This window comes from Limnoraphis robusta CS-951, from assembly GCF_000972705.2.
In genome coordinates this window covers 1-23,938 of record NZ_LATL02000118.1, presented here as the reverse complement: position 1 = coordinate 23,938, position 23,938 = coordinate 1, and the positions used below count along the sequence as shown (strand labels likewise).

Below are 23,938 nucleotides of genomic sequence, written 5' to 3'. Positions count from 1 at the left end.
ATGCAATTAACCTTGAAAACTTAAGGTATGGGGTTCTTGCAAGAAATGCTTTGGCCATATAAAACCTTAAAGCACCAAGTACAGAGAACAAAGCATTTTTTTCTCAAGTACGGTAGGGCATACCGAAACTATCTCTGAAATGGGATGAACGACTGGGGAGACTCACCCCTCAAAGAGTAGGTTAGGAAACTAGCTTGCTGTAAGGGTTGTCAATGAATCAGTAATCCAAAGCCGTGAGGCTTGGAGAATCCCCTTTCTTTAGAAATGGGGAGTATGTCAAGTGGATGCTCGATATACTTCCCAGAAGTGCAGCCGTTGCAAGCAGCGCCACAGCACCAATCGGCATAAGTCTCGATTTCACTGTAAAACTTGTGGATTCAAGGCTCACGCCGATATCAACGCATCCATGAATATTCGGGATGACTATATTCTCTCTACTGCTCCCAGCGAGTCGGTAGAGCAGGCGTCAGTCAATGCGCCCTATGTTTCGACCAGTTCTACTGGTTAGTTACAAGCTGCGGGGACAAGTCCACGCAGCAGTTGACGAAGTAAAGTTTTTTGTATATAGCTGCTTTTGGCGATCGCTCTCGTTGTGAATCTAGATTGATAGAGGTTTTTTATGTTTCTGCCCCGTGGCTTTGAGCAACGTTCCATCGTTACCTCACTCGGAAGGATGGTCTACTACACAGCCCTTGAGTTATCTTGGTTGCCCTTAGAAACCCCTGCGATCGAAGATTTACCCAAGTTGGTGTTTTTGCATGGTTTTGGGGGGGGTTCTTCGGCCTATGAATGGTCAAAAGTTTATCCCGCCTTTGCGGGGGAATACCAGATTTTGGCCCCGGATTTAATCGGTTGGGGACGCTCAGAACATCCAGCCCGAGACTATAATATTCAGGACTACATCACGACGATTATTGAGTTTCTTGAACAAACTTGTGATTCCGCAACCCCTGTTATTGCTTCTTCCTTAACGGCAGCTTTTACCATTCGAGCCGCGATTGAACGGCCTGAGCTGTTTAAATCTTTAATCTTGACGACTCCTTCGGGTTTGTCTGATTTCGGCGAAAATTATCGTAATAGCTTCTTTGCTCAACTGGTCAAAACTCCCATCTTAGATCGGATTATCTACAACACAGGTGTGGCCAATAGTGCAGGAATTAGAGCCTTTTTAGAAGAACGTCAGTTTGCCCGTTCTAACCGAGTTTATCCCGAGATTGTTGAAGCTTATCTCGAATCTTCTGTACAACCTAATGCTGAATACGCGGCTCTTTCTTTTGTACGGGGTGATTTGTGTTTTGATTTATCTCTGTATATCGATCAGCTTACCACTCCAACTGCTATAATTTGGGGAGAAAAATCTGAGTTTACCAGTCCAGAAATCGGACAACGCTTGGCTAATCTCAACCCGCAGGCGATTAAAGTTTTTCAACGTCTAGAAGATGTTGGTTTGACTCCCCACTTAGAAGAACCATCCACTATGGTTGCTCTAATTCGACACTTGCTTAATGTTTTAGCATGATCGCCAAACTGACACCTGACTGACCTGATCACTGACCCCGAACTCTTGTCCTATTCACCGCTAGTTAACGATGTCCAATGATGATTTTCTAGATGATCTCCAATGGATGCCAGAAGCGAAAGCTAAACTTAAGAATATTCCGTATTTTGTGCGATCGCAAGCTCGTAAGCGGATTGAACAACTCGCTCGTGAAGCCGAGCAAGATGTGGTAACAGTCGAACTGGTGGAAAAAGCGAGGTTAGAGTTTGGTCAGTGAACAGTCACAAGTGACCAGTAAACTGTAAAAATGTCCCCTAACGCTTTAAACTGGAGTTTGGCATTTTGTTGTGTTCTGAAGTTGATTGATTAAGCAGTGAGAAAAAAGATTATTGCCGGGAACTGGAAAATGTTTAAAACCCAGGCAGAGGCCCAAGAGTTTTTGCAGGGGTTTATGACCGAGTTAGATGAAACGCCTGATGATCTCGATACTGTGCTGTGTGTGCCGTTTACAACCTTGTGGGTGATGTCCAAGAGTTTGCATGGCAGTCGGATCAAACTCGGCGCTCAAAATATCCACTGGGAAGATTCCGGTGCCTATACAGGTGAAATTTCCGGCCCCATGTTAGTGGAAATTGGGGTGCGTTATGCGATTGTTGGCCATAGCGAACGACGAGAATATTTTGGTGAAACGGACGAAACAGTTAACCGCCGACTCAAAGCAGCTCAACGTCATGGTTTAACACCGATTTTATGTGTGGGAGAAACCAAACAGCAGCGTGATGCTGGAGAAACAGAAGCCCATATTTTCTCTCAGTTGGAAGGAGATTTAGTTGATATTGATCAGAAGAATTTGGTGATTGCTTACGAACCGATTTGGGCAATTGGAACGGGAGAAACTTGCGAGGCTGAAGAAGCCAACCGAGTCATTGGTTTAATTCGCAGCAAGTTGAAAAATCCTGATGTTTCCATTCAGTATGGTGGCTCTGTTAAACCTGAAAATATTGATGAAATTATGGCTCAACCTGAGATTGATGGTGCTTTGGTTGGGGGAGCTAGTTTGAAACCCGAAAGTTTTGCTCGCATTGTCAATTATCAGTAAAAAGAGAAAGCAAATTAAAATTGGGAATAGTCAAGTTGAGCAACTGTTCCCAATTAACATTTTATCACAATTAAGTTTTAAATGCCAGAAAATTTAATTCTACAAAATAAAGAATTTGAGTGGGGAAAACGAACCTATATTATGGGTGTTTTGAACGTTACACCCGATAGTTTTAGTGATGGCGGAGAGTTTAATACGTTAGAAACTGCGTTAATTCAAGCTAAAAAAATGGTCGATGCGGGAGTCGATATCATTGATATTGGCGGTCAATCGACTCGTCCCGGTTCTGAACAAATTTCTCTAGAAGAAGAGTTAAACCGGGTGATTCCGGTTGTAAAGTTGCTGCGAAGTCAAGCTAATGAGTTGGCTAATATTCCCCTTTCTATTGATACCACAAGAGCGGCTGTTGCACAAGCGGCAATTGAAGCGGGGGCTGATTTAATTAATGATATTTCTGGCGCTACTTTTGAACCGGAAATCTTATCAGTTGTCGGCAAGTTAGGCGTTCCCATTGTGTTGATGCACATTCGCGGAACGCCGAAAACCATGCAACAATTAACCGATTATCAAGATTTAATTGGGGAAATTTTGCAGTTTTTCCAAGAGCGAATTCAAGCCTGTAAAAATGCCAGAATTTATCCTGATAATATTATACTCGATCCAGGGATTGGATTTGCTAAAACTTATGAACAAAATTTAGAAATTCTCCGACAATTACCGAAATTAAGATCATTAGGTTTTCCCCTACTCATTGGGCCATCTCGGAAAAGTTTTATTGGTCATATTCTCAACCAAAGTGACCCCCAAAAACGAGTTTGGGGAACTGCTGCTGCTTGCGTTGCTGCTATTGTGGGTTCAGGGGATATTTTACGAGTTCACGATGTCAAAGAAATGGTTGATGTTTGTCGAGTGGCGGATGCAATTTATCGGGTTTAGTTCCTCAAAAACCCGGTAACTCCAAGAAACCGGGTTTTTAACCCTATTATTTTTGCGGAAATACAACTTTTCTCACCCAACTGGTTTCATAGGGTTTTTCAACTTTAACGTTATAGATTTTTTCCATTCCCTCGATTAATTTTCCCGTTGGACGGTATAACAAAACATCACTAAAGGGTTCTAATTTTGGCAGTACCGGAACTTGAGATCCTGCCATTAATTGAACTGTAACATTGGGGTTAAGTTGATGAAGTAAAGACATAATTCTGCCCGGTTCTTCATCACTAATAACAAGCGGAGATGCTGATTGATTAATGATTTTAGCCGCCTCGGGAATATCTCGACTTTTGGCATGACTTTTGTGCCACCAAACGGGATAAATAGAACTGACAGTACAAGATAATATTCCACTAAAAACAAGAGTATAAAAAATCCATTTCCACCGTTTTTTGTGTGGAGTATCAGGAATAAAATTAGTCATTTTTTGAGTAAACAGATAAGCGACTGATACTTGAATCCCTAAATAACAAGGCATTGCATACCGCGTAATCGTTGAACCTCTTCCCCCCAAAAGAATATCAGGCAAAATTAAAGCCATTCCTGGCACTCCAATTAAAGCAAGAATGAATAACCAAACCTTTTGAGGTGTAGTTTTGATTAAAAAATAAAGGGCGTAAATCGTTAAAGCCAAAGTTAAATACAAAGTCGGATTTAGCCAACTAATTCCTTGATTGAGATCGAAGAAAATACGATTTAAACTTAATAGCCAATATAACGGTAAATCAGGCCTGGGAACGAGCCTAGATTCTGTATTTTTGAGAAAAAATTCTAAGTTTTGAACAAAAATAAACAGCCAAGGGGTGAACATTAACAAGCCAATAAAACTGGAAAGACTATAAGAAAAAAGAAACTTTCGTTTTCGCCAGGTTGAAGTCAGAATAACATAAACGCCATGTCCGAAACAAACAAAAATAGAGAATAAATGACTGTATAATCCTAAAGCAACGGTAAGCGTATAAATTCCCCAATGTAAAATCTGAGGCTTTAGAGATTTTTCAGTTTGACTCATTCGTAAAGCTTGCAATAAAGCCGCACTAGAGAGTAAAATTGTCACAGCCCAAAGACTATAAGCTCTGGCTTCTTGAGCATAGAGAAGGTGAAAGGGAGAAATCGCGACAATAGCCATCGCCACCCAACTCACAGACACCGACTGAAACAACTCCCAACACAGCCAATAAATAGCCGGAAAAATGAGTAAACTAATCAAAGCCGATAAAGTTCTAATTGTGGTAACAGAATGACTAAATGTTTGCATCCAAAACCGAGCCGAGAGAAAATAAAGAGGAGAATGTTCGGGATGTTTAGTTAAAGCTTGAAAAGAATCCTGTAAGCTGCGTTCCGGGGTAGGATATTGATAAATATTGAGTAAATGTTCCACCGTATCAGGCCAACCAATATAAACTTGTTGAAAAAAGTCTTCTTGGGTATAGCCTGAAATTCTAAAAGACGTTTGAACTTCATCATACCAATAAACTTTGTGACCGAGATTGAAAAACCGAAAACCAATGCCAACCAACAGACAAATTAAGATTATTGTTCTTAACCGATGTTTCAATAAAATCTTATTTTTCATAAGGTTGAGTTTCTAAGAGAAGAATTATTGATTAAAGTAAATAGGACAAAAGGCGAGAAAACCGTACATAGCACTAAGCTAGAATCATATAGGACTAATCGGGGTTTTGGGAAGCAAAGATGAAAAAAAATAAGTTATTCATTCGCCACAGTAACAATTCTCTCCAAGTCTCTTGGCAATATAGACAAATAGCAGCACAGGTTGCACCATCAGTTCCTTTTGATTATCCATTTGAGCCTGAAACCTTAGAAAAGTTACGTTGGTATCTAGAAGATTATCTCAGATATCCCTACGGAATTTATCCAGAGGAAGCAGTAAATATTGAGCAACAGTTTCAGGTTTGGGGTGAAAAACTCTTTGAATTAACATTTTGTAGTTGTAATGAAGCCTGGGAACTTTTTCAGAATGCTGTTAGCCAAGGACTAGAACAGTGCCAAATTGTTATTGTCTCAGACAACCCAACTTTTCTCAATCTACCTTGGGAATTGCTATATTCTCCAGAACATCAATTTCTTGTACCCTGTCTAGCAGGAATATATCGTCAGGTTAAATCAGCACAAACAATAACCGCTAATCCTGTACAACAGTCTCAAAAACAATTAAATATATTACTGGTTATTGCCCGACCTTGTAAAGAAGATGTGGGTTTCCGTACCGTTGCACGTCCTATTTTGGAGGCATTGAAACCCATTGGCAACTCAGTTAACCTAAAGGTTTTGCGTCCCCCAACGTTCAAGCAACTTGAGTCAGAACTAAATGCTAACATAGGATTCTATCATATTGTTCATTTTGACGGACATGGAACTATCAATGATAAAGGTCAAGGAGAACTGATTTTTGAGAATGATTTCGGTACACGTCAAAACATTTCAGCACACCCAATTGCTCAAAAATTAGCTAATTGTGGTGTACCTTTGTTTGTATTAAATGCGTGCAAGTCTGCTCAAGAAAAAGAAGAAACATTTTCTTCAGTCGCAACACAGTTAATTTTGTCTGGAGCCAAGGGCGTGGTGGCGATGGCTTATACCGTTTATGCTGAAGCAGTTAAGTATTTTATGGGGGAACTCTATCGACAACTTGCTACTGGAGTTAGTCTCAGTTCCGCAGTTACATCGGCTCGAAATGTCCTTATTAATAAGCCCTTACGTCCCAGTCCAAAAGGAAATAAGCCCTTAAAAGATTGGTTAGTTCCCGTGCTTTACCAACAGGAAGATTACACCCTATTCACACCTCAAGTCAGGGGAGAAAGTAGTAAGCCGCAAGCCGAAACAATTAATGTACCAGAGGAAGGAACTTATGGCTTTGTTGGTCGAGACTTTGACCTTTTACGCCTAGAACGAGCTTTTCGTAAGAATAATGTTTGTTTACTCAAGGGTTTAGGGGGAATTGGTAAAACAGAACTAGCAATTGGTTTTGCTCAATGGTTATCTGAAACTCAAGAACGTGCGGGGGGAATTTTCTTTACTTCCTTTGAATACGGTTCAGGATTAAGTTCGGTTGTCAATCAAATTGGTAGGATATTATGGGGCAGTCAATTTTCTCAATTATTGATAGAAGAACAACAGACAAAGGTACTTGAATATTTGCGAACTCATCCTTGCTTACTCATTTGGGATAACTTTGAGCTAGTTGCAGGTTTTCCCAAAGGAAATGAACCGATTTTAACTTCTGATGAACGAGAAAACCTGAAGCAATTTATTCAGGATTTACAGGGAGGAATGTCTTGGATTTTAATTACCAGTCGGCATGAAGAGAGTTGGTTAGATTATAAATATCAGTCGTTAGTCTTAAGTGAACTTTCTCAACGGGATACGGAGGAGTTAGCAGAAAAGATTGTGCAAAGAGTTGAGGTTGATTTAGAGAATCTTCCCCAGGAATACTCAGAGTTACTGCAACTTTTAGGAGGACACCCGTTTTCATTGCGTGTGGTTTTACCTCACTTAAAAACTCAGCATCCGATGCAGATTATAGAAGCATTACGACTCGGGTTAGACTTGTTTGAGGGAACAGAAGAGGAGGGTCGAGATAAGTCTATAACTGTTGCGTTAGATTATGCCTTTAGTCGATTAAGCGATCGCACTCGTCAGCATTTACCCTTCTTGGCATTTTTCTCAAAACGAGTAGATATAAATTCACTGCACGGTTTTTCGTCATATGCACCAACATATAATGCTATCTTTGGTGAAATTTTAGGAGAAGATGAGAGGATAAATGTGTTACAAGAAGCTGTTAATGTTGGGATTTTAGAAAAATTCAACCGAGAAGTTATTCAAGTCGCTCCGTCATTGTACATAACTCTAGAATACAAAGATGAGTCTATCTTTAAGTATATCTTTAAAATTTCTCCAACTTTACCTTGGTATTTACGTCGGCGATTGCTCAAGATTAGTTCATTAGAAAAAGTGAACGAATTAGAAAAAAATCTTATTAAATTCTATGCCTATTTTGCCAACTATCTTCTTATTGAAGAACTTGATTCTAGTTATCAATCCGCATTGAGTAATGTTTTGATCCAAGAACCTAATCTTCTGAAAGCTCTACAGATATTAATACATGAACAGAATTGGGAATTTGTCCAACAAATTGCTCAAATATTAATAACAGTTTATGGGCGAAGCGGTCGCCTTGCTGAGTCTAAAAGCTTAAAATATAAAATTATGAATACTATTGGTCGGGAGTTCTCAGAGGTCAAGTTACATGGAGAAGATGCTGTAGATCTTTGGATTTATATTCTTCTAGAAGATGCTGAGGATATAGGACGAACTTCAGAGACAATAGAATTAGTAGAAAAGTTACATAACATTAAAAATATCTTACTTTGTGAAACTTTAGATTCTTCAAAATATCAAACGGATCAAATAATAGCAGAAATTAATGAAAGATTAGGATGTTACGAACAAAGAATAAGAAATTTTGACAAGGCAAATCGATCTTATTACCAGGCTCTTTATATTTATTTAAGTAATCACAACTTTGATAAAGTTTCTTCGATGTATCATCAGATTGGGAATATAGCCTTTTTAAAAGGTGAATATAAAAAAGCAGAAAGATACTACTATAGAGCTTGTCATCTAAAGGAAAGCAACGGTAATTTTTATAGATCTGCCATTGATTATTATCAACTAGCTTTGCTAGCCGAACAACAAGGTGATATTGACAAAGCATTGAAAAATTTAGAAAAAGCTTCTCGTATTTATTCTGATTTTGGTGATTTTCAGAAAATAGCAGAAGTTCTACTGACGAAAGCAAGATTATTAGAAAAACTAAAAAACTGGAGTCAAACCCAAAAACTTTATGAACAAGCATTACAAATTTTTGAAGACTTACCTGGAAATGATTATTCTATAGCTGCTACTTTATATGAGTTGGGTAGATTAGCTTTTGAACAAAAGAAATACAAGGAAGCTGAAAGTTATTCTAGAAAAGCTTTTGAGATAGCTACAAATATACACAATTGGCAACTGACTAGATACTCATTAAAAGATTGGGGACGTGCTGTAGAATACCAAAATAATCTGATCGAAGCTTTGAAGCTTTATATTCGAGCCTTGGTTATTAATATAGGTGCTTCAGAAAATGAATTTGAATCCTGTCAAGATAATATAGCGAGAGTAAGTGTTAAGCTCGGATCGGATAATTTTGAATCAACTTTAATGACATTAATCAATTCGCAAGAGTATCAAGGGGAAGCTTTGATGATGTTACGCTTAACCTTGCCCAACTCCAATAGGACACCAGTAAATCAAGCAAAAAAAATCAAGCCTGACTATATGATTCCAATTCTCTGTCACAATATAATCGAGTTAATTGGAAAAAGAAATCCTGAAAGATTAGATATAATATTCGACACGTTTAGTCAAGCCGAAGAATTTCATAAACATATAATCAAAACCGTATGTATTTCACTGGGCGATGACTATGACTCTCTCGCCTGGTTCTGTAGCTATATGTCGAGTGAGATTAATACTACAGCAGACAATAAATAATAAACCCAATCCAACTTTCACTTAGCCAAAACTTTGCTAGAGCAAGGATTTAAGTGTTTTGAAGATTTTTTTCCGGGAATTATGGTTCCTGGACGGTTAATTATTTCTAATACTGATAAATTGGATAAGCTTGACTCAAGGATTAGAGAAAAGCTAGAGAAAGACTTCAATATTTTAAGGGCAACAGCCGAACAGCTTCGTGACCTTTTGGAATAAGAAGTGTATAGTATTAAGATGTTTTGCTGGAAGTATGTTAAACTTAACTCGGATGGATAGCAGGTTTTGGCAGAGTTTCTATGAATCAATCCACAATAAAGACTCTACTAGCTCTCTGGCTGGCTCAACAGGATACAGAAGTTCAGTTGAGTCAAGGGGAAAAGTCTGCAATCGAAGAACTTTGTCATCAACTGAGCGAAAATCCCGATACTTGGGACTCTGTTCAACAAGAGTTAATCTCTACAATTAAGAAAAATGAGAGTTTGAACCAAGCTTTTCAAGATGTCCAAGATAGACTAAATAAACTCGACACCGAAGAATTACTTGAATTACTCCCAAATGCGGTTGAATCAAAAACAAATTTACCCAATTTAGGCGATACCCTGACCTATGATTCTTCGGGTTCAATGACAAGATTGCTTGAACTTGATCAACTTCTTGTACAGCTTAAACAACAATATAGAAATAGCCAAAAACAATCCCTAGAACAATTTGAAGCATTAGCTAACGAGTGGAAAACCGAGGTTGGTGGTTCCTCCTTTGTTGCTGAAAAAACACGTCATCCAGCCTATAAAAAAATTATTCAAATGGGGCCAGTGGTGATTCCATTTCTCCTGCGAGAACTCGAAGAAAAACCGACTCACTGGTTTGAAGCCTTGAAAGCAATTACAGGTGCAAATCCGATTCAGCTAGAACAACGGGGACGAACAAAGCAAATGGCTCAAGCATGGCTAAAATGGGGTAGAGAAAATGGGTATGAATGGTAAGCTGTAGTGTCTAGAATAAAGTCTTGGATTGCAACCTATTGTCCGAACTTGTCTCCTCAACAGTATGAAATTACTAGCCCGGAGACATCCGACTATAACTGCATTGCTTGGGGTGCAGAGGAGGATGATAGATGGTGGGACCCAACAGACCCCGATCAATATTGGCCAGATAATATTCCCAGAGAGTTAACGATTACAGCTTTTATTCAAGCTTATGAAACAATTGGTTACATACCCTGTGAAAGTGCTGATTTAGAACCGGGATATGATAAAGTAGCTCTCTATGCTAGAGAGGATAGTCAAGCTAATGGCGGACAACCGACTCATGTTGCTCGACAGTTGTCAAACGGGCGATGGACAAGTAAATTAGGGGAGTTAGAAGATATTGAACACGAATTAGAAGGATTAATCGGCTTTTACTACGGATCAGTTGTACAGATACTCAAACGACCTGTTAGTTAATCGAGAAAGCATTATGATGAATGAATCAGCAATAAAGACTCTACTTGCTTTCTGGCTAGCTCAACAGGACACAGAAGTTCAATTGAGTCAAGCGGAAAAGTCTGCAATAGAAGAACTTTGCCATCGACTCAGCGAAAATCCCCATACTTGGGACTCTGTTCAACAAGAGTTGATATCTAGAATTCAGAAAAATGAGAGTTTGAACCAAACTTTTCAATATGTCCAAGATAGACTAGAGAAACTCGACGCCGAAGAATTACTTGAATTACTCCCAACGCTCCTTACCGACTCCGAACAAAAAAATCATTTCATTAGTCCTGTTTTCACGTATGATACGATAAGCACGGATCAAAATTTTGGTAGAATTGAGCGATTGTTGGCTCAACTTAAATCGGAAATTTTGGCTCAAAAGCTGGAAGAAGACGAAGACGAAAAGTTTGCCTTCGCTTGTGAATTAGTTGACGAACTTGAACTCGGTTGGGAGGATGAATGGCAGGAAGCGGCGATTACAGATTGGGAAGTATCTGGCTTGTAACCTTCGATCCTTCTGTGGGAACGGAAATTCAAAAAACTCGTCCTGCACTAATCGTTTCTGATAGTAAAATTAACGCAAGACGGAGTAAAGTAACAGTTCTACCTTTCACCTCAAAACAACCCAACGATCCTCGAATTTCACCCGCTATTGTTGTTGTCTCTTCTTCGACCGAAAATGGATTATCAAAAGATAGTTTGTTAGTCTGTATAGAACCCATGACTTTTGACAAAAAACGCCTCATCAAATATTTAGGTCAACTCGAAGAAGAATTACTTCAACAAACCCAGAATATCCTGCGCCGATATCTGAGTTTAGGTAAATAGTGGGTATTGCTATGCTTGCCTTTTCCTTCCTATACTGAATGCTGACCCATCCAGTTTAAGGCAAACGCACGAATTCTGGAAGATGAAAACAACAAACCCATGACAACGCTTAATTCCGTCTGGCAACAGTTAACGCTAACTTATTTATCCCCCTCTCAGTGGCGCAATGGCAGCCTTCTGTACCGTATTAGTGGGAGTCTACAAAACTGGCGACAAGGCAGTTGGCTGATGCAGTGGGGTGAACCTCTCGGCGCTATTTTAATCAGTCTGGTATTTGGTTTAGCGCCATTTGTCGGCACCGCTTTAATAGGGGTTTTATTGGTGGCTTGTGCGGGGTTTTGGGTGCTGCTAACCTTGTGTGATGACCCGTCGGAAACCGCATTCACCCCGATTCATCTGATAGTATTGTTGTACTGGGGAATTGCGATCGCTGCAACCGCATTTTCTCCCGTGAAAGCTGCTGCTTTGACAGGTTTGATCAAGCTAACGCTTTATTTAATCCTATTTTTCCTAATGGCGAGAATTTTGCGATCGCCGAGAATCCGATCCATTTTTATCACGTTTTATCTACACATTGTTCTGATTGTCAGCATTTACGGGTTGCGACAGTGGTTTTTTGGGGTGGAAGCTTCAGCCACTTGGGTTGATCCCAATTCCGCCCAAGCCGATCTCATTCGAGTATTCAGTTTCTTAGGAAATCCTAACTTATTGGCGGGATATTTATTACCTGCTTGTGCGTTTAGTGTGGCGGCAATTTTTGTTTGGGAAGGTTGGCTACCGAAAGCATTAGGCTTAACCATGACAATTGTTAATAGTGCCTGTTTGGTGCTGACATTTAGTCGAGGGGGCTGGATCGGTTTTGTCGTGTTGATGTTTACGTTATCGGTATTGCTGTTGTATTGGTTGAGTATTAATTTTTCACCCTTTTGGCGCAAATGGGCGGTACCTATTGGAATTAGCAGTTTAGCCGCTATTTTAATATTAGCTGTTTTGACTGTTCCAAGTTTACGCTTGCGGGTTGCTAGTATTTTTGTAGGGCGAGAAGACAGCAGCAACAACTTCCGAATGAACGTTTGGGCGGCGGTTCTAGAAATGATTCAGGAGCGCCCTATTTTGGGCATAGGGCCGGGTAATAACGCTTTTAATAAAATTTACCCGCTTTATATGAGACCCCGCTACAGCGCTTTGAGTGCCTATTCTGTGATTTTGGAAATCGCTGTCGAAACCGGAATTATTGGTTTAACTTGTTTTCTGTGGTTATTAGTCGTCACTTTGCGCCAAGGATGGTTACAACTACAACGACTGCGAGAATTGAGAAATACTCAAGGATTGTGGTTAATGGCGGCGATCGCGACTATTGTTGGAATGTTGGCGCATGGTAGCGTAGACACGGTTTGGTATCGTCCTCAAGTGAATACCCTGTGGTGGTTAATGATGGCAATGATCGCCAGTTTCTATCAACGCTTACCGAAATCTGATGCTATCCAAAGTGAGTTGTAAGCAGCAAAAATAATGCAGCATGAAAAATCCGACTTCTCGGAGAAATCGGGTTTTTCAACGTCTAAATTCCCCAACTTAAATTTGACAAGCCTGTAAACGATTCATTGCAGAAAAAAACCATTTGTGAGAAAAAGGAAGGTGGCCGGGGGGTGCTTGTAGGTTATGGGTGAGTTTAAAGAAAGAAATCCAACTTCCCCCCTGTCGCCACCCTAAGCACTCGCCTAAACGAGAATAACTATCCCAGTCGGTTCCTTTTCCCAGGCTTTCCCAAATCTGATATTGTACCGAAGCATCCAAAATTTCTAAGTTTCGATTACAATTGCTCTGTTCATTATTATTGGCTCAATGGTGAGCAACCTTCCGATATTGTAGCGAACTCCGATTTAGAGGGGAATGATAGCCTATGCGTTGGTTAAGCCAAAATCAATCTAATCCGACTCTGACTCAATTGCTGGATCACATCCTGACATCAGGCCAGCTTGATCGCAGTGAGTATCTAAAGCTGATGTCAGTCATCCTTTCAGATAGTCAAATTACCGATGCTCAACGTAATGAGATTAACCGAATTTTTGACTATGTTCAAACAGGCCGCTTCACCCTCATTGACTTTTAATTATAGACTTCTAAATGAATGTCCCCAATCTATCCTAATCTTCCGAGTCATTATCAATCTGATTTTATTGTCCCTGAACCCATTGGTTTATTGAATATTCCGGGACAACCGATGAGACACACCCACAGCGATCGCAATACTCGACTGTCTTTAGTCATCCCTACCTATTGCGAAAGCGAGAATATTCAGCAGATGATCACTCAGTTGAGTCAAACGCTGGATCAAGTTCTACGGGGTGAGTATGAACTGATTATTGTTGATGATGATAGCCCCGACTTAACGTGGAAAACTGCCCATGATCTCTGTTTAGATTATCCTCAGTTGCGGGTGATGCGTCGTCTACAGGAACGGGGACTCTCAACAGCCGTGATTCGCGGTTGGCAAGTTGCTGATGGGGATATTTTAGGGGTAATTGATGCCGATTTGCAACACCCTCCAGAAACGTTGTTGAATCTTTTAGCAGAAATCAACAAAGGGGCTGATTTGGCGGTAGGGAGTCGTCATGTAGACAATGGCGGGGTGAGTGACTGGAGTTTGCGGCGTCGATTTCTGTCACGGGGGGCGCAGGTTCTCGGACTGGTGATTTTACCGGGGGTTATGAGTCGGGTGTCTGATCCGATGAGTGGTTATTTTTTGGTGAGGCGTGAGGCGATCGCAGAAAAAGTTTTAAGTCCGATTGGGTATAAGATTTTAATTGAAATATTAGCCCAAGGTACGATTCGTTGGATCGCCGAAGTGGGGTATGTGTTCCAAGAACGGGCGGAAGGCGCGAGTAAAGTAACCTGGAAACAGTATATCGAATATCTCCAACACCTGATCCGGTTGCGTTTAACCCGATGGCCTATTCAACGCTTTCTGCGGTTTGGCGTTGTGGGTTTTAGTGGGGTTTTTGTTGATATCACGACGTTTTATTTACTGCGGAATCTGGGTTTAGGATTGACTCTAAGTGTTATTCTATCCGGTGAGATTGCAATTGTTAACAATTTTCTCTGGAATGACCGATGGACGTTTGCGGATTTGACCCATCAACAACGCAGTTGGACACAGGGATTGAAACGGTTTTTAAAGTTTAATCTCATTTGTTTAACGGGGTTGGTGTTAAATGCGATAATTGTTAATATCCTGTCTCGCGGTTTGGGGATTAATGAATATCTCGCTAAACTTATTGCGATCGCGATCGTGACGTTTTGGAATTTTTGGGTTAACCTAAAGTTGAGTTGGCGAGTCACAGACGTTGAGCGGTAGGTTTCAATTTTTGTAAAAATCAAAGTCACTGATTAGGGTTCTCACCTTTAAGCGCAAATAACGAGAACTATAATCCATATTTTTCTTGACTTTATCAACCGCTTTTTGAGTTAGAGTTCGATTGTCTTTTTCTATGCTCCTTTGAGCTTCAAAATATTCTTGTTTGCTCTCTGGTGCTGATTGTCCTTTGGCAATTCTGACTGATTCTATCCGATCATCAAAAAAGTCCAGACCTTCCATTTCATCATAGATTACAGGCATTCCGACTTGAACAGCTGCAAACCCCATTGGAATTGTAGGAGCATTATCCCATCCATTCAGCTCTGTGTAATAAGCGAGTTTTTCCCAGAGATTTAAAAACTCAATTTCTTTTCCTGAATCTCTCGTCAATACAAAGAGAAATTCATTGATAAATGGAATATTTGTCTCTGTTAGATCGATGTCTAATTTCCGCGCAATTTTTTCAATCAGCTTCATCTGTTTAACAACAGAGGGATTGGGAGGATTGCTTTTGCTTAAACGTTCCTGCATGAGTTTGAGCAAACTTCCACAGCTTCTAGCCGTTAATCCCGGAAGCCACTTGGACTGAATCTCTGGAGGAACAGGAGCGCAGATTCTAACGTCAGCATCAATATACATACAAGAATTATACAGCGATATTGCTTTTGCAATTGCATATCTTCGCTCATTATGAAATGAAATTCCCTGGCGATGATGTTCAAAAGCCATTACATTATTATCATCGCTAAAGTGACTGGGTTTATCTGTAAAAATAATAAAGGGAATTTCAGGAGCATATTGTTTCAGGTCTTGAACGAGTAATTTAGTCAGAGTTCGATAGGTTTGCCCCGAAGTATAAGTACAAAAGCAAAAGTTTTGTTGAGCTAAAGACATCATTATTATTGGGTAGAGTTGCTACTAGCTACATTATATATCATCTCCTTCTATCAGATTGTATCATCTGTTTAACGATTTAACTCTTAGATGAAATAATTGTTAATATACTGGCTCGCGCTTTGGGGATTAATGAATACCTCGCTAAACTTATTGCGATCGCCCTAGTGACGTTTTGGAATTTTTGGGTTAACCTAAAGTTGAGTTGGCGAGTCACAGAAGTCGATTAAAAAATGAGGAATAGATCATAATGACGAGCAGCCACAAACCCGAAAATGTTACTTCTTTACCCTCAATTGCCGTATTTTATCCCAGTTTTGAAGGCGGGGGCGCTGAAAGTGTTGGGCTGTGGATATTAGAGGCTTTAAAGAAAAAATACAAGGTTACACTTTTTACTTTATTTGAGCTTGATTTTCAACGGTTAAATTCTGCTTATGGAACTCAGCTTTCATCGGAAACTGTGAGAATCAAATCGATGTTACCGAAGTTTATCCAAAGCAGTTTAGACTTTTTGATTGCCAATAATCCAAGTATTAAAAAGCTGATAAATCATTATTTTATTCGTCAATTTAAAGCCCAAACTCAAAACTATGATTTAGTGTTATCTGGCTATAATGCAGCCGATTTAGGGAAAAGCGGAATTCAATATATTCACTGGATTGATGTCTTTGACAAAGATGAGTCGTTTTATAAAAAGATTTCTGACTTTTCAGATGAGAGAATGAAAAGCAATCATTCAATTGCGAATTCCTATGTAGTAGCCGATGCAATTTTAACAGAATATGGTATTGAATCAACGGTGATTTATCCTCCCGTTGTTTTAGACGTTCAAAAAATTTCCTGGGAAAACAAAGAAAATGCTTTTATTTGTAGCGGTAGATTAACTGAAGCCAAACAACCTCACAAAGCGATTCAAATTCTCAAGAAAATCCGAGAAAAAGGCTATGATGTTAAACTTTATCTAACGGGAGGAGGTGGCGGCTTCTACGGCTTAAAATATTTACGCTTTCTCAAAAAAATGGTCGCAGAAAATGCCGATTGGGTAACACTCTATCAAAACCTTCCCTACAAAGACTATGTTAGTATTTTGGCTAAATGTCGCTATGGAATACACTACAAAAAAGAACCCTTTGGCATATCTATTGCAGAAATGGTGAAAGCCGGTGCTATTCCCTTTGTCAGAAGTGTTGGGGGACAAATAGAAATTGTCGGACAAGACAATCAGGATTTATTTTTTGATAGCGTAGAAGAAGCCGTCGAAAAAATACTGTTGGTTTTGAACAATTCCGAAAAACAGCAACAACTCCGAACCGCTTTAGAAGACCGTCAGAAAATATTTTCGACCGAACATTTTATGAAAGAGATTTGTGAGTTTGTAGACAACGACTTACAACTCTCTCACTCGGCAAAATCCAATAACTAAGCCTAAAAAACGAGCATAAAACAGGTAAATATCAGTCAAAAAATCATAAGTAGAAGCGGAATTCTTTTTTAAAAATTTATAGCCCTCTGGGAAGCTATAATTTTTAAACATGAAACAGCCCTGGGTGTAGGGGCGGGTTCATTACAGTTTACAGTTTACAGTTATCAGTGACCAGTCATGTAGGGGCGGGTTCTTAACAAATCCATATTTCCTACAAACAACTTATATAAACCCACCCCTCTTGATTTAACTAAATAAAACGAATCGGACTATTATCTAAATCCTCTCCAATTTCAAAGTCAGTAACCCCTTGTAAAATGGCGATTAATTCATTCGCTCCAGAGGTTCGTAAAAAGATCGCCGTTCCCTCTGGAAACCCTTCGGGAGATTCATTAAACAAATAGTCACCCGAAGCACTCAACTGAATAATATCTTGAGTCGAATCAAAATCAAGAATCAACGCATAATCATCCACACCCGAAAAATCTTCCTCTGTTTGATTATCATAATAAACCTGAGCTTCATCACCCAAAACAAACGTATCAAAACCATCTCCTCCGTAAAGCGTATCAATCTCAATGAGTCCGGGAATATCAGACTCAACATCAACCCCAATTAACAGATCATTACCCTTATCTCCACTAACATAATCATTACCTATTCCGCCAATTACAGTATCATCCGCCCGACCCCCATACAGCAAGTCAGCCCCAGTACCGCCATCGAGAAAATCATCTTGTTTGTCGCCTCGGAGGAAATCTTTACCATCTCCCCCAAACAGACTATCTTGATCTAAACCCCCATAGAGAACATCTTCATCCGCCCCGCCATACAGCAGATCACTCCCGGCGTTTCCGATGAGAATATCATCACCCGCATCACCCGTCAGAGTATCATTATCCTCACCCCCAAACAGAGTATCATTGCGATCGCCGCCATCGAGACTATCATCGCCTTTATCCCCAAACAGCAAGTCATTCCCGATACCACCGAGGAGAGTATCCACATTCACCCCCCCGTACAACGTATCATTTCCGGTTCCCCCGTCTAGGTAGTCATCGTTAATATTCCCCTGTAAGAAGTCATCGCCACTTTCCCCGAGTAACGTGTCATTATTACGTCCGCCATAAATAATGTCATTTCCCTCATTTCCATTGAGGGAGTCATCCGCTTGTAAACCCGAAATGGTGTCATTTCCACCCCGTCCGGTAATTAAATCTCGGTTGTCGGTTCCCACCAAAAGGTTATTTCCGTCATCTCCTTCTAACCCCGTTTCTGGTGGTAACGGCGTGGGTGTGGGTGTTGGCGTGGGTGTGGGGTCAGGCGTGGGTGTTGGTGTTGGCGTGGGTGTGGGTGAAGTTGTCGGTGTGGGTGTGGGTGTTGGCGTGGGTGTGGGTGTTGGCGTGGGTGTGGGTGTTGGCGTTGGTGTGGGCGTTGGGGTTGGTGTCGGTGTGGGTATAGGAATAGGCGGAAGCGTGGGTACTGGTGTCGGAGTCGGCCCCTGTGTTGGCGGCGTTGGTTCTATAATCGGAGGGGGAGTCGGTTCGATGGGTGCGGCTGCTTCTTCGTCCTCATCCTGTCTTGACCTGCGAATATCAACTTCCCCTCTACTGGCATTTAACGTGACTGTAGCGACATTGCTCAAATCTAAAATTTTGTTAAATTCATCTTGATTACGAACCATTTAACGTGCCTCACACATAGCAGTGGTGTCCAAACTACTCTAAACTAAGATCACAACAGTAACTTACCCCTACTTTGGCAATGCAAGCGAATTACTCCCTTTCTTACCCGCTCATTGCGACGAATACTCCCGCTACAGTCGATCTGATTCTCAATTTCAACGCCCAAACCCAAGCGGAAACTTCTCCCCGTCGTCCATTAAACCTTAGTTTGGTGATCGATCGTTCCGGTTCGATGGCGGGTCAATCTTTGCGTTATGCGATCAAAGCCGCTCAACAATTGGTCGAATCTCTCACTGCTGATGATATCGTTTCTGTGGTCATTTATGATGATCAACCGGAAACCATATTACCTCCGCAAACTGTTGAAGATAAAGCCGCTATTTGTAAACAAATTGGTCGCATTCGCGCCGGAGGTTGTACCAACTTAAGCGGGGGTTGGTTAATGGGATGTGATTGTGTAAAATCTCGGCAAACTTCCGACCGACTCAACCGGGTATTATTGCTAACTGACGGACAGGCGAACATGGGAATTACTGACCCGAAAGTTCTCACCAAAACCGCCCAAAATCAAGCCGAAACCGGAATTATTACTACAACATTAGGGTTTGGAAGCTATTTTAATGAAGACCTGCTAATTAGTATAGCCGATGCGGCCGGCGGAAACTTTTATTTTATTCAATCTCCCGATGATGTTGCCCAAGTTTTTAGGATTGAATTAGAGAGTTTAACCGCAGTTGTCGCCCAAAATTTAACGGTAAAATTACAGCCGGAAACCGGAGTTCAAATTACCGAAGTTCTCAACAATTATCGTTCGATACGTCAAGGGGAACAGCTAGAGTTATTTTTGGGTGATGTCTATCAAGTCGAAGCCAAACAACTCGCCCTACAATTATCAATTCCAGCCCAAGCAAACCCTGGAGAAATAAAGCTTGTAACCGTAACCTACGATTATCAAACCCTGGTCGAAGACAGCATTCAATCTCAATCGGAACAATTCCCCATTTCTGTTACCATTGGTTCGGAAGAACAAGCCAGTCAATCCCAAGTTAATTCTACCGTTTTTGAACAAACCAGTCAACTGAGAATCGCCCGTCTCAAAGATGAAGCCATCGCTTTAGCCGATCAAGGTCAGTATAAACAAGCCGCCGAAAAATTGCGTTCAGCCGTTGAAGATATTAGGAGTAAACTTTTAGATGAAATCTTTGAACTTGCCGAAGAAATCGAACAATTAAACTATTACGCCCAACGCATAGAAAATCACAGCCTGGATGCGGCGACTCGCAAAGAAATGCGCGATCAGTCTTATCAAACCCGCAACCGCAGTCGCAGCGACTTAAAATTACGGGGAATTACATCAGGAAATGCGTCAAGTTTAGCCGGAGTTGAAGAAGCCGGAGATGGGATTTTATTGAAATGTTTTCGCGAGGGCGGAAAATTGCGAGTGCGGGTAATTTCAGAAGGATATAATCCAGATTTTAATGTACAGTTTCCCCGCAATATTCGTCAAGAAGGAGTCACTTATGTTGTTGATGAAATTATCCTTTCTCCCCAGGGGGATTTTTATCGGGTAAAAGGGGATATTCGACGTTTAGGAACAGCCACTCAGACCGAATTAAATCCAACTCAAACCCGTTCAAAATCTCTACAAGCCGCAAAAGCAACGGGTAGCTATGAAGACTTAGAAACCGTCGATGAGGTGGGAAATGGGATATTAGTTCAATGTGTTAAAGAAGGCAGTAAATTGAGGGCGCGAGTCGTTTCTGATGGGTATAATCCCGATTTTAATATTCGTTTTCCTCGAAATATTCGCGCTGAAGGGGTGTTGTATGTCGTCGATGAAGTCCGAGAATCTTCCGATGGAAAATCCTATGCTGCTTATGGCAAAATTCGTCGTTTGTTGCAATAGTTTTTGAGGGTATAGATATCCGTTAATTGAGGCTGTTTTATCAAAAAAACTAACCCCGATTAAACCTAAAAAATTAGCCAAACCGAATCGACCAAGTGCGTCTAAATAGCAAACTTTGAAATACAAAACTGTAAACAGGTGACAAAAGCAAATCTTAACAGAATCTAAAATAAGATGATAACCGATTGAAAGTAGGAGTAGGATTATGAAAGAAACCTTCGGAACAATATTTGGATTCTTAGGGGGTACCGTAATCGCCGTTGAGGGAGGATACAAAGTTTTACAGCACCCTAACCCTGAACGAATTTACAATCGTTTGTCAGAGGCTAAATGGTTTCTGGCCGTTCACTGGTGCGAACAGTTCTTAACACCAGCAGGTATTCTGACCAACGAAGGACAACTGTCTTTTCATAATACCTCCTCACTGGAAATTGGCGAAGAAGTCTTTCTTCCCACAGCCCATCGACAAGCTGTTTTCAATCAGTGCCTTCGTCTCAAGCCAGGTGAGAAGATCTGTTATACTATCGGGGATAGTGATTATCAGTTCAATCACACTTTAGAGATATCGGGAGTAGAGATTGACCCCAGGTATGGGAAAGTCGCATTAGTGCGATCGCTAAATCCTATCTTGGCTAAAAAGAGCTGATCAATGAGTTTCTTGGCGATCAAAATTCCCAAACAACTTTTGTCTAGCAATCAACACAGTAAAGCATTCGGCAAGCAGGCGTAGTCCTCAGTCAAATTTTCTCGAACGAGTGAACATCCCATACTGACACTCTTTAGAGAAGTCTAGGCTGGCAACTTCTTAATTCTAAGACAACAACAACGGACGAACCCAAGGGGATCAGGGGATTCGGCTCAACTCCTGTATGGGGTACAATCACTCGTAATTTCTCAGAAGGCTGCCAACAAGTTGTGCAGATATACTTTTTAAATTCTTAATTGTTATTTTTTTATTATTAAGGTGATGTTCTTCTACAGGTTGATCGAACATGATAGAGAAAGATCTTGAAACGCACTTCTAAGAATTCCCCCTGGAGTCATAGGAGGTGTAAGCTGTGCTGTACTGCCATTCGTTCATCGAACAGCTTTAAGGGCTAATTTTGACCCCATTGCATGAACAAAACAGCCAAGTTATTTTCAGAGGTGGGAAACTGAGAAACCCAGAGGTTCCCCTGTAGGGAGCTGCGAGACTGACACCAGTTGTCAGAGGTTTGTTCGTATCGACAGGTTAAACTCAAAAGCCTACTACTACCATACCTTGAATTCAGTCGCAATTGGCTCTAGCAGTAGAATTTTCTATGTATTCTTGCCCAACTCACCTCCAAAGCTTCATCCGGGCAGTCCCCGTTTGTCTTCAAACCGCTACTTTGAGTCAGGTTTGGTCAATATTCTGCCTGGAAAATTGCGATCGCATTGTTGTGATTAATCCGACAACCGATCAGCCTGTAGGAGTCGTATATTTGTGTCGTTTGATGGCTTATGTATTTCCTCAATCTGATTTGATCGCACTCAGCGAAGGGAGTCATTTGGCGCTTGGCGCTCAACAATCTATCCAACAACTCGAAACAACCCTGATCGAACCGTTAATAGCCGTTCCTGCTCATCTCGATTGGTCAGAGTTTTGGCTACACCTGCAACAAACAAATACTGACTCGCAGACTGTTTCAAGCGATCGCTCGTCTGATCTATCTCTAAATTCTAACCCACAGTCTCTGGTTTTAGTCAATCCCAACAACCAGTTTTTAGGATTACTCGATAGCCTGAAACTGCTACAATTTTTAGCCAGTAATCCTCAGCTACTTCAAGGCAAATCAGCCAATATCCCAGAGAATAATTCCTCCGAAAAAGCAATCTCATCATTATTGCAACTGATCGAACAATTACCCATTCCGTTGATGATTCAACGAAACCAAGGAGAAACAGTAGCCCAAAATCAGGCATGGTGTTCTCAATTTGGCATCGACTCTCAATATTTATGTGAAACTGAATCTGTTCCTCAATCTAGTGCCGAATTTTCTGGAACTGCAAACAACAAAGTTTCCTCTGCGGGATGGATATATTCTAACTCACAGGCTTACAGGCCAGAGGCGACATCTTCGCCATCCTCGCAAACAGATACCACAGTTCCTGAGAATTTGAATTTTTTACCCGACTGGTCTAAAGTTGAAACTTCTAGCAATACTTATGTTTGTGTTTGTTCTCTCCCGAACCGACAAGAACGAGTTTGGCAGTTTGTCCGTCAACCCTTGCGGGGAAATTGGGCGGTTAATCTTTCCTCAGAAGATCAATCTCAGTTGTGGATAATTTTAGCCCAAGATATCACAGAACAACATCATGTTGCTCAAGAACTCGCCGCTAAAAATGCCGACTTAGTTCAACTCAACCGACTCAAAGATGAGTTTCTCGCCTGTATTAGCCACGAACTCAAAACACCACTCACCGCAGTTTTAGGGTTATCTAGCCTACTCAAAGATCAAGCCCTGGGTTCACTCAATGACCGTCAAGCCCGTTATGCTAAACTGATTCATCAGAGCGGCCGTCATTTGATGATGGTGGTTAATGATATTTTAGACTTGACCCGCATGGAAACAGGTCAGCTTGAACTGATTCCTGAACCTGTGCAGATTCGAGGCGTTTGTGAACGAGCTTTTGAGATCACTTTACAACATCATGCACATTTAGATCACAACTCAAAATCCTCTGGATCGGATCAGTCTAGCGATCCAGTTTCTCCAGACAAACCTCAACCCCAGCAACGGTTTATTTTAGAAATTGAACCCGGTTTAGAAATGATTGTCGCTGACGAATTGCGGTTGCGTCAGATGTTAGTTAATCTACTGTCAAACGCCCTCAAATTCACACCCGATGACAGTCAAATTGGACTACAAGTCAGTCACTGGGAAAACTGGATCGGCTTTACCGTGTGGGACAAGGGAATTGGCATTCCTGAAGATAAACAGCATTTGATTTTTCAAAAGTTTCAACAGCTTGAAAGTCCCCTAACCCGCAAGTTTGAAGGAACTGGACTGGGACTGGTTCTCACCCAACGCTTGGCTCACTTACATGGTGGCGATGTTAGCTTTATTTCTAAACAAGATCAAGGCAGTCAATTTACCCTGTTGTTACCCCCGAGTCCTCCACAACGCAAAGATTGGGGATTGGATACCCGAGACTGGCAGCCCTCTCACCCCACCTCAAAGGCGCAACCCTCCCC

Annotated in this window: 21 protein-coding genes and 1 pseudogene; 18 read left to right on the top strand and 4 right to left on the bottom strand. The window is 41.0% G+C overall.

Features of this window, described 5'->3' with window-relative positions:
* Nucleotides 1-280: 280 nt before the first annotated feature.
* From WN50_RS37475 to folP, 5 genes are all read left to right on the top strand, one after another.
* Nucleotides 281-508 (top strand): zinc ribbon domain-containing protein, encoded by a 228-nt coding sequence (locus tag WN50_RS37475; RefSeq protein WP_072075564.1) that lies wholly within the window; start codon nucleotides 281-283, stop codon nucleotides 506-508.
* Nucleotides 509-619: 111 nt separating this feature from the next.
* Nucleotides 620-1,519 carry an alpha/beta fold hydrolase gene (locus WN50_RS10495; protein ID WP_046278026.1) on the top strand — a complete coding sequence of 300 codons (900 nt, stop codon included), beginning with the start codon at nucleotides 620-622 and terminating at the stop codon, nucleotides 1,517-1,519.
* 70 nt (nucleotides 1,520-1,589) lie between these two features.
* Nucleotides 1,590-1,775, top strand: coding sequence for a PCP reductase family protein (locus WN50_RS10490; RefSeq protein ID WP_046278027.1), 186 nt, complete (start codon nucleotides 1,590-1,592; stop codon nucleotides 1,773-1,775).
* 96 nt (nucleotides 1,776-1,871) lie between these two features.
* Entirely contained in the window at nucleotides 1,872-2,597 is a 726-nt protein-coding gene (gene tpiA / locus WN50_RS10485) for a triose-phosphate isomerase (RefSeq protein WP_072075563.1), read from the top strand.
* 81 nt (nucleotides 2,598-2,678) lie between these two features.
* On the top strand, nucleotides 2,679-3,533 hold the full coding sequence (folP, locus tag WN50_RS10480; RefSeq protein WP_152964767.1) for a dihydropteroate synthase: 855 nt from the start codon (nucleotides 2,679-2,681) through the stop codon (nucleotides 3,531-3,533).
* 46 nt (nucleotides 3,534-3,579) lie between these two features.
* Here the strand turns inward: folP and WN50_RS10475 are convergent, their stop codons facing one another.
* Nucleotides 3,580-5,166, bottom strand: a complete 1,587-nt coding sequence (locus tag WN50_RS10475; protein WP_046278029.1) for a glycosyltransferase family 39 protein — start codon at nucleotides 5,164-5,166, stop codon at nucleotides 3,580-3,582.
* Nucleotides 5,167-5,285: 119 nt separating this feature from the next.
* On the opposite strand from WN50_RS10475, the gene WN50_RS10470 reads away from it, so the two are divergent.
* From WN50_RS10470 to WN50_RS10445, 6 genes are all read left to right on the top strand, one after another.
* The gene (locus tag WN50_RS10470; RefSeq protein ID WP_049559031.1) at nucleotides 5,286-9,152 is read left to right on the top strand and encodes a tetratricopeptide repeat protein; all 3,867 of its coding nucleotides are present in this window, start codon (nucleotides 5,286-5,288) and stop codon (nucleotides 9,150-9,152) included.
* Nucleotides 9,153-9,448: 296 nt separating this feature from the next.
* Nucleotides 9,449-10,135 carry a hypothetical protein gene (locus WN50_RS36035; protein WP_235440907.1) on the top strand — a complete coding sequence of 229 codons (687 nt, stop codon included), beginning with the start codon at nucleotides 9,449-9,451 and terminating at the stop codon, nucleotides 10,133-10,135.
* Nucleotides 10,136-10,141: 6 nt separating this feature from the next.
* Nucleotides 10,142-10,597 (top strand): DUF7689 domain-containing protein, encoded by a 456-nt coding sequence (locus WN50_RS10460; protein WP_046278856.1) that lies wholly within the window; start codon nucleotides 10,142-10,144, stop codon nucleotides 10,595-10,597.
* Nucleotides 10,598-10,610: 13 nt separating this feature from the next.
* The gene (locus tag WN50_RS35270; protein WP_200906250.1) at nucleotides 10,611-11,132 is read left to right on the top strand and encodes a hypothetical protein; all 522 of its coding nucleotides are present in this window, start codon (nucleotides 10,611-10,613) and stop codon (nucleotides 11,130-11,132) included.
* Nucleotides 11,087-11,455 (top strand): type II toxin-antitoxin system PemK/MazF family toxin, encoded by a 369-nt coding sequence (locus tag WN50_RS10450; protein ID WP_200906249.1) that lies wholly within the window; start codon nucleotides 11,087-11,089, stop codon nucleotides 11,453-11,455. Before WN50_RS35270 ends, WN50_RS10450 begins: the two co-directional genes overlap by 46 nt.
* Before the next feature lie 99 nt (nucleotides 11,456-11,554).
* On the top strand, nucleotides 11,555-12,955 hold the full coding sequence (locus WN50_RS10445; protein WP_046278858.1) for an IctB family putative bicarbonate transporter: 1,401 nt from the start codon (nucleotides 11,555-11,557) through the stop codon (nucleotides 12,953-12,955).
* Between the two features lie 75 nt (nucleotides 12,956-13,030).
* Here the strand turns inward: WN50_RS10445 and WN50_RS10440 are convergent, their stop codons facing one another.
* A complete protein-coding gene (locus WN50_RS10440; protein WP_049559028.1) occupies nucleotides 13,031-13,252 on the bottom strand; it encodes a GUN4 domain-containing protein in 222 nt (73 codons plus the stop codon).
* Nucleotides 13,253-13,358: 106 nt separating this feature from the next.
* Here WN50_RS10440 and WN50_RS10435 point away from each other — a divergent pair, with 106 nt between their 5' ends.
* On the top strand, nucleotides 13,359-13,568 hold the full coding sequence (locus WN50_RS10435; protein ID WP_046278859.1) for a hypothetical protein: 210 nt from the start codon (nucleotides 13,359-13,361) through the stop codon (nucleotides 13,566-13,568).
* An 18-nt stretch (nucleotides 13,569-13,586) separates the two neighbouring features.
* Entirely contained in the window at nucleotides 13,587-14,813 is a 1,227-nt protein-coding gene (locus WN50_RS10430; RefSeq protein WP_046278860.1) for a glycosyltransferase, read from the top strand.
* Nucleotides 14,814-14,816: 3 nt separating this feature from the next.
* Here the strand turns inward: WN50_RS10430 and WN50_RS10425 are convergent, their stop codons facing one another.
* Nucleotides 14,817-15,710, bottom strand: coding sequence for a hypothetical protein (locus tag WN50_RS10425; protein WP_046278861.1), 894 nt, complete (start codon nucleotides 15,708-15,710; stop codon nucleotides 14,817-14,819).
* Between the two features lie 83 nt (nucleotides 15,711-15,793).
* Between WN50_RS10425 and WN50_RS36030 the strand changes: the two are divergent.
* Both WN50_RS36030 and WN50_RS10420 read left to right on the top strand, forming a co-directional pair.
* Nucleotides 15,794-15,937: pseudogene (locus tag WN50_RS36030) on the top strand (glycosyltransferase family 2 protein); the annotation flags it as partial.
* Between the two features lie 20 nt (nucleotides 15,938-15,957).
* A complete protein-coding gene (locus WN50_RS10420; RefSeq protein WP_046278862.1) occupies nucleotides 15,958-17,130 on the top strand; it encodes a glycosyltransferase in 1,173 nt (390 codons plus the stop codon).
* A gap of 250 nt (nucleotides 17,131-17,380) precedes the next feature.
* Here WN50_RS10420 and WN50_RS10415 read toward each other — a convergent pair whose 3' ends face one another.
* The gene (locus tag WN50_RS10415; protein ID WP_049559023.1) at nucleotides 17,381-18,814 is read right to left on the bottom strand and encodes a calcium-binding protein; all 1,434 of its coding nucleotides are present in this window, start codon (nucleotides 18,812-18,814) and stop codon (nucleotides 17,381-17,383) included.
* Between the two features lie 80 nt (nucleotides 18,815-18,894).
* On the opposite strand from WN50_RS10415, the gene WN50_RS10410 reads away from it, so the two are divergent.
* The 3 genes from WN50_RS10410 to WN50_RS10400 form a co-directional block, all read left to right on the top strand.
* Nucleotides 18,895-20,721: a vWA domain-containing protein gene (locus WN50_RS10410; protein ID WP_046279884.1), complete on the top strand. Its 1,827-nt coding sequence runs from the start codon at nucleotides 18,895-18,897 to the stop codon at nucleotides 20,719-20,721.
* A gap of 205 nt (nucleotides 20,722-20,926) precedes the next feature.
* Entirely contained in the window at nucleotides 20,927-21,367 is a 441-nt protein-coding gene (locus WN50_RS10405) for a hypothetical protein (RefSeq protein WP_046279885.1), read from the top strand.
* Nucleotides 21,368-22,022: 655 nt separating this feature from the next.
* Nucleotides 22,023-23,938: sensor histidine kinase (locus tag WN50_RS10400; RefSeq protein ID WP_046279886.1), on the top strand; the 1,916-nt coding region annotated here is incomplete at its 3' end.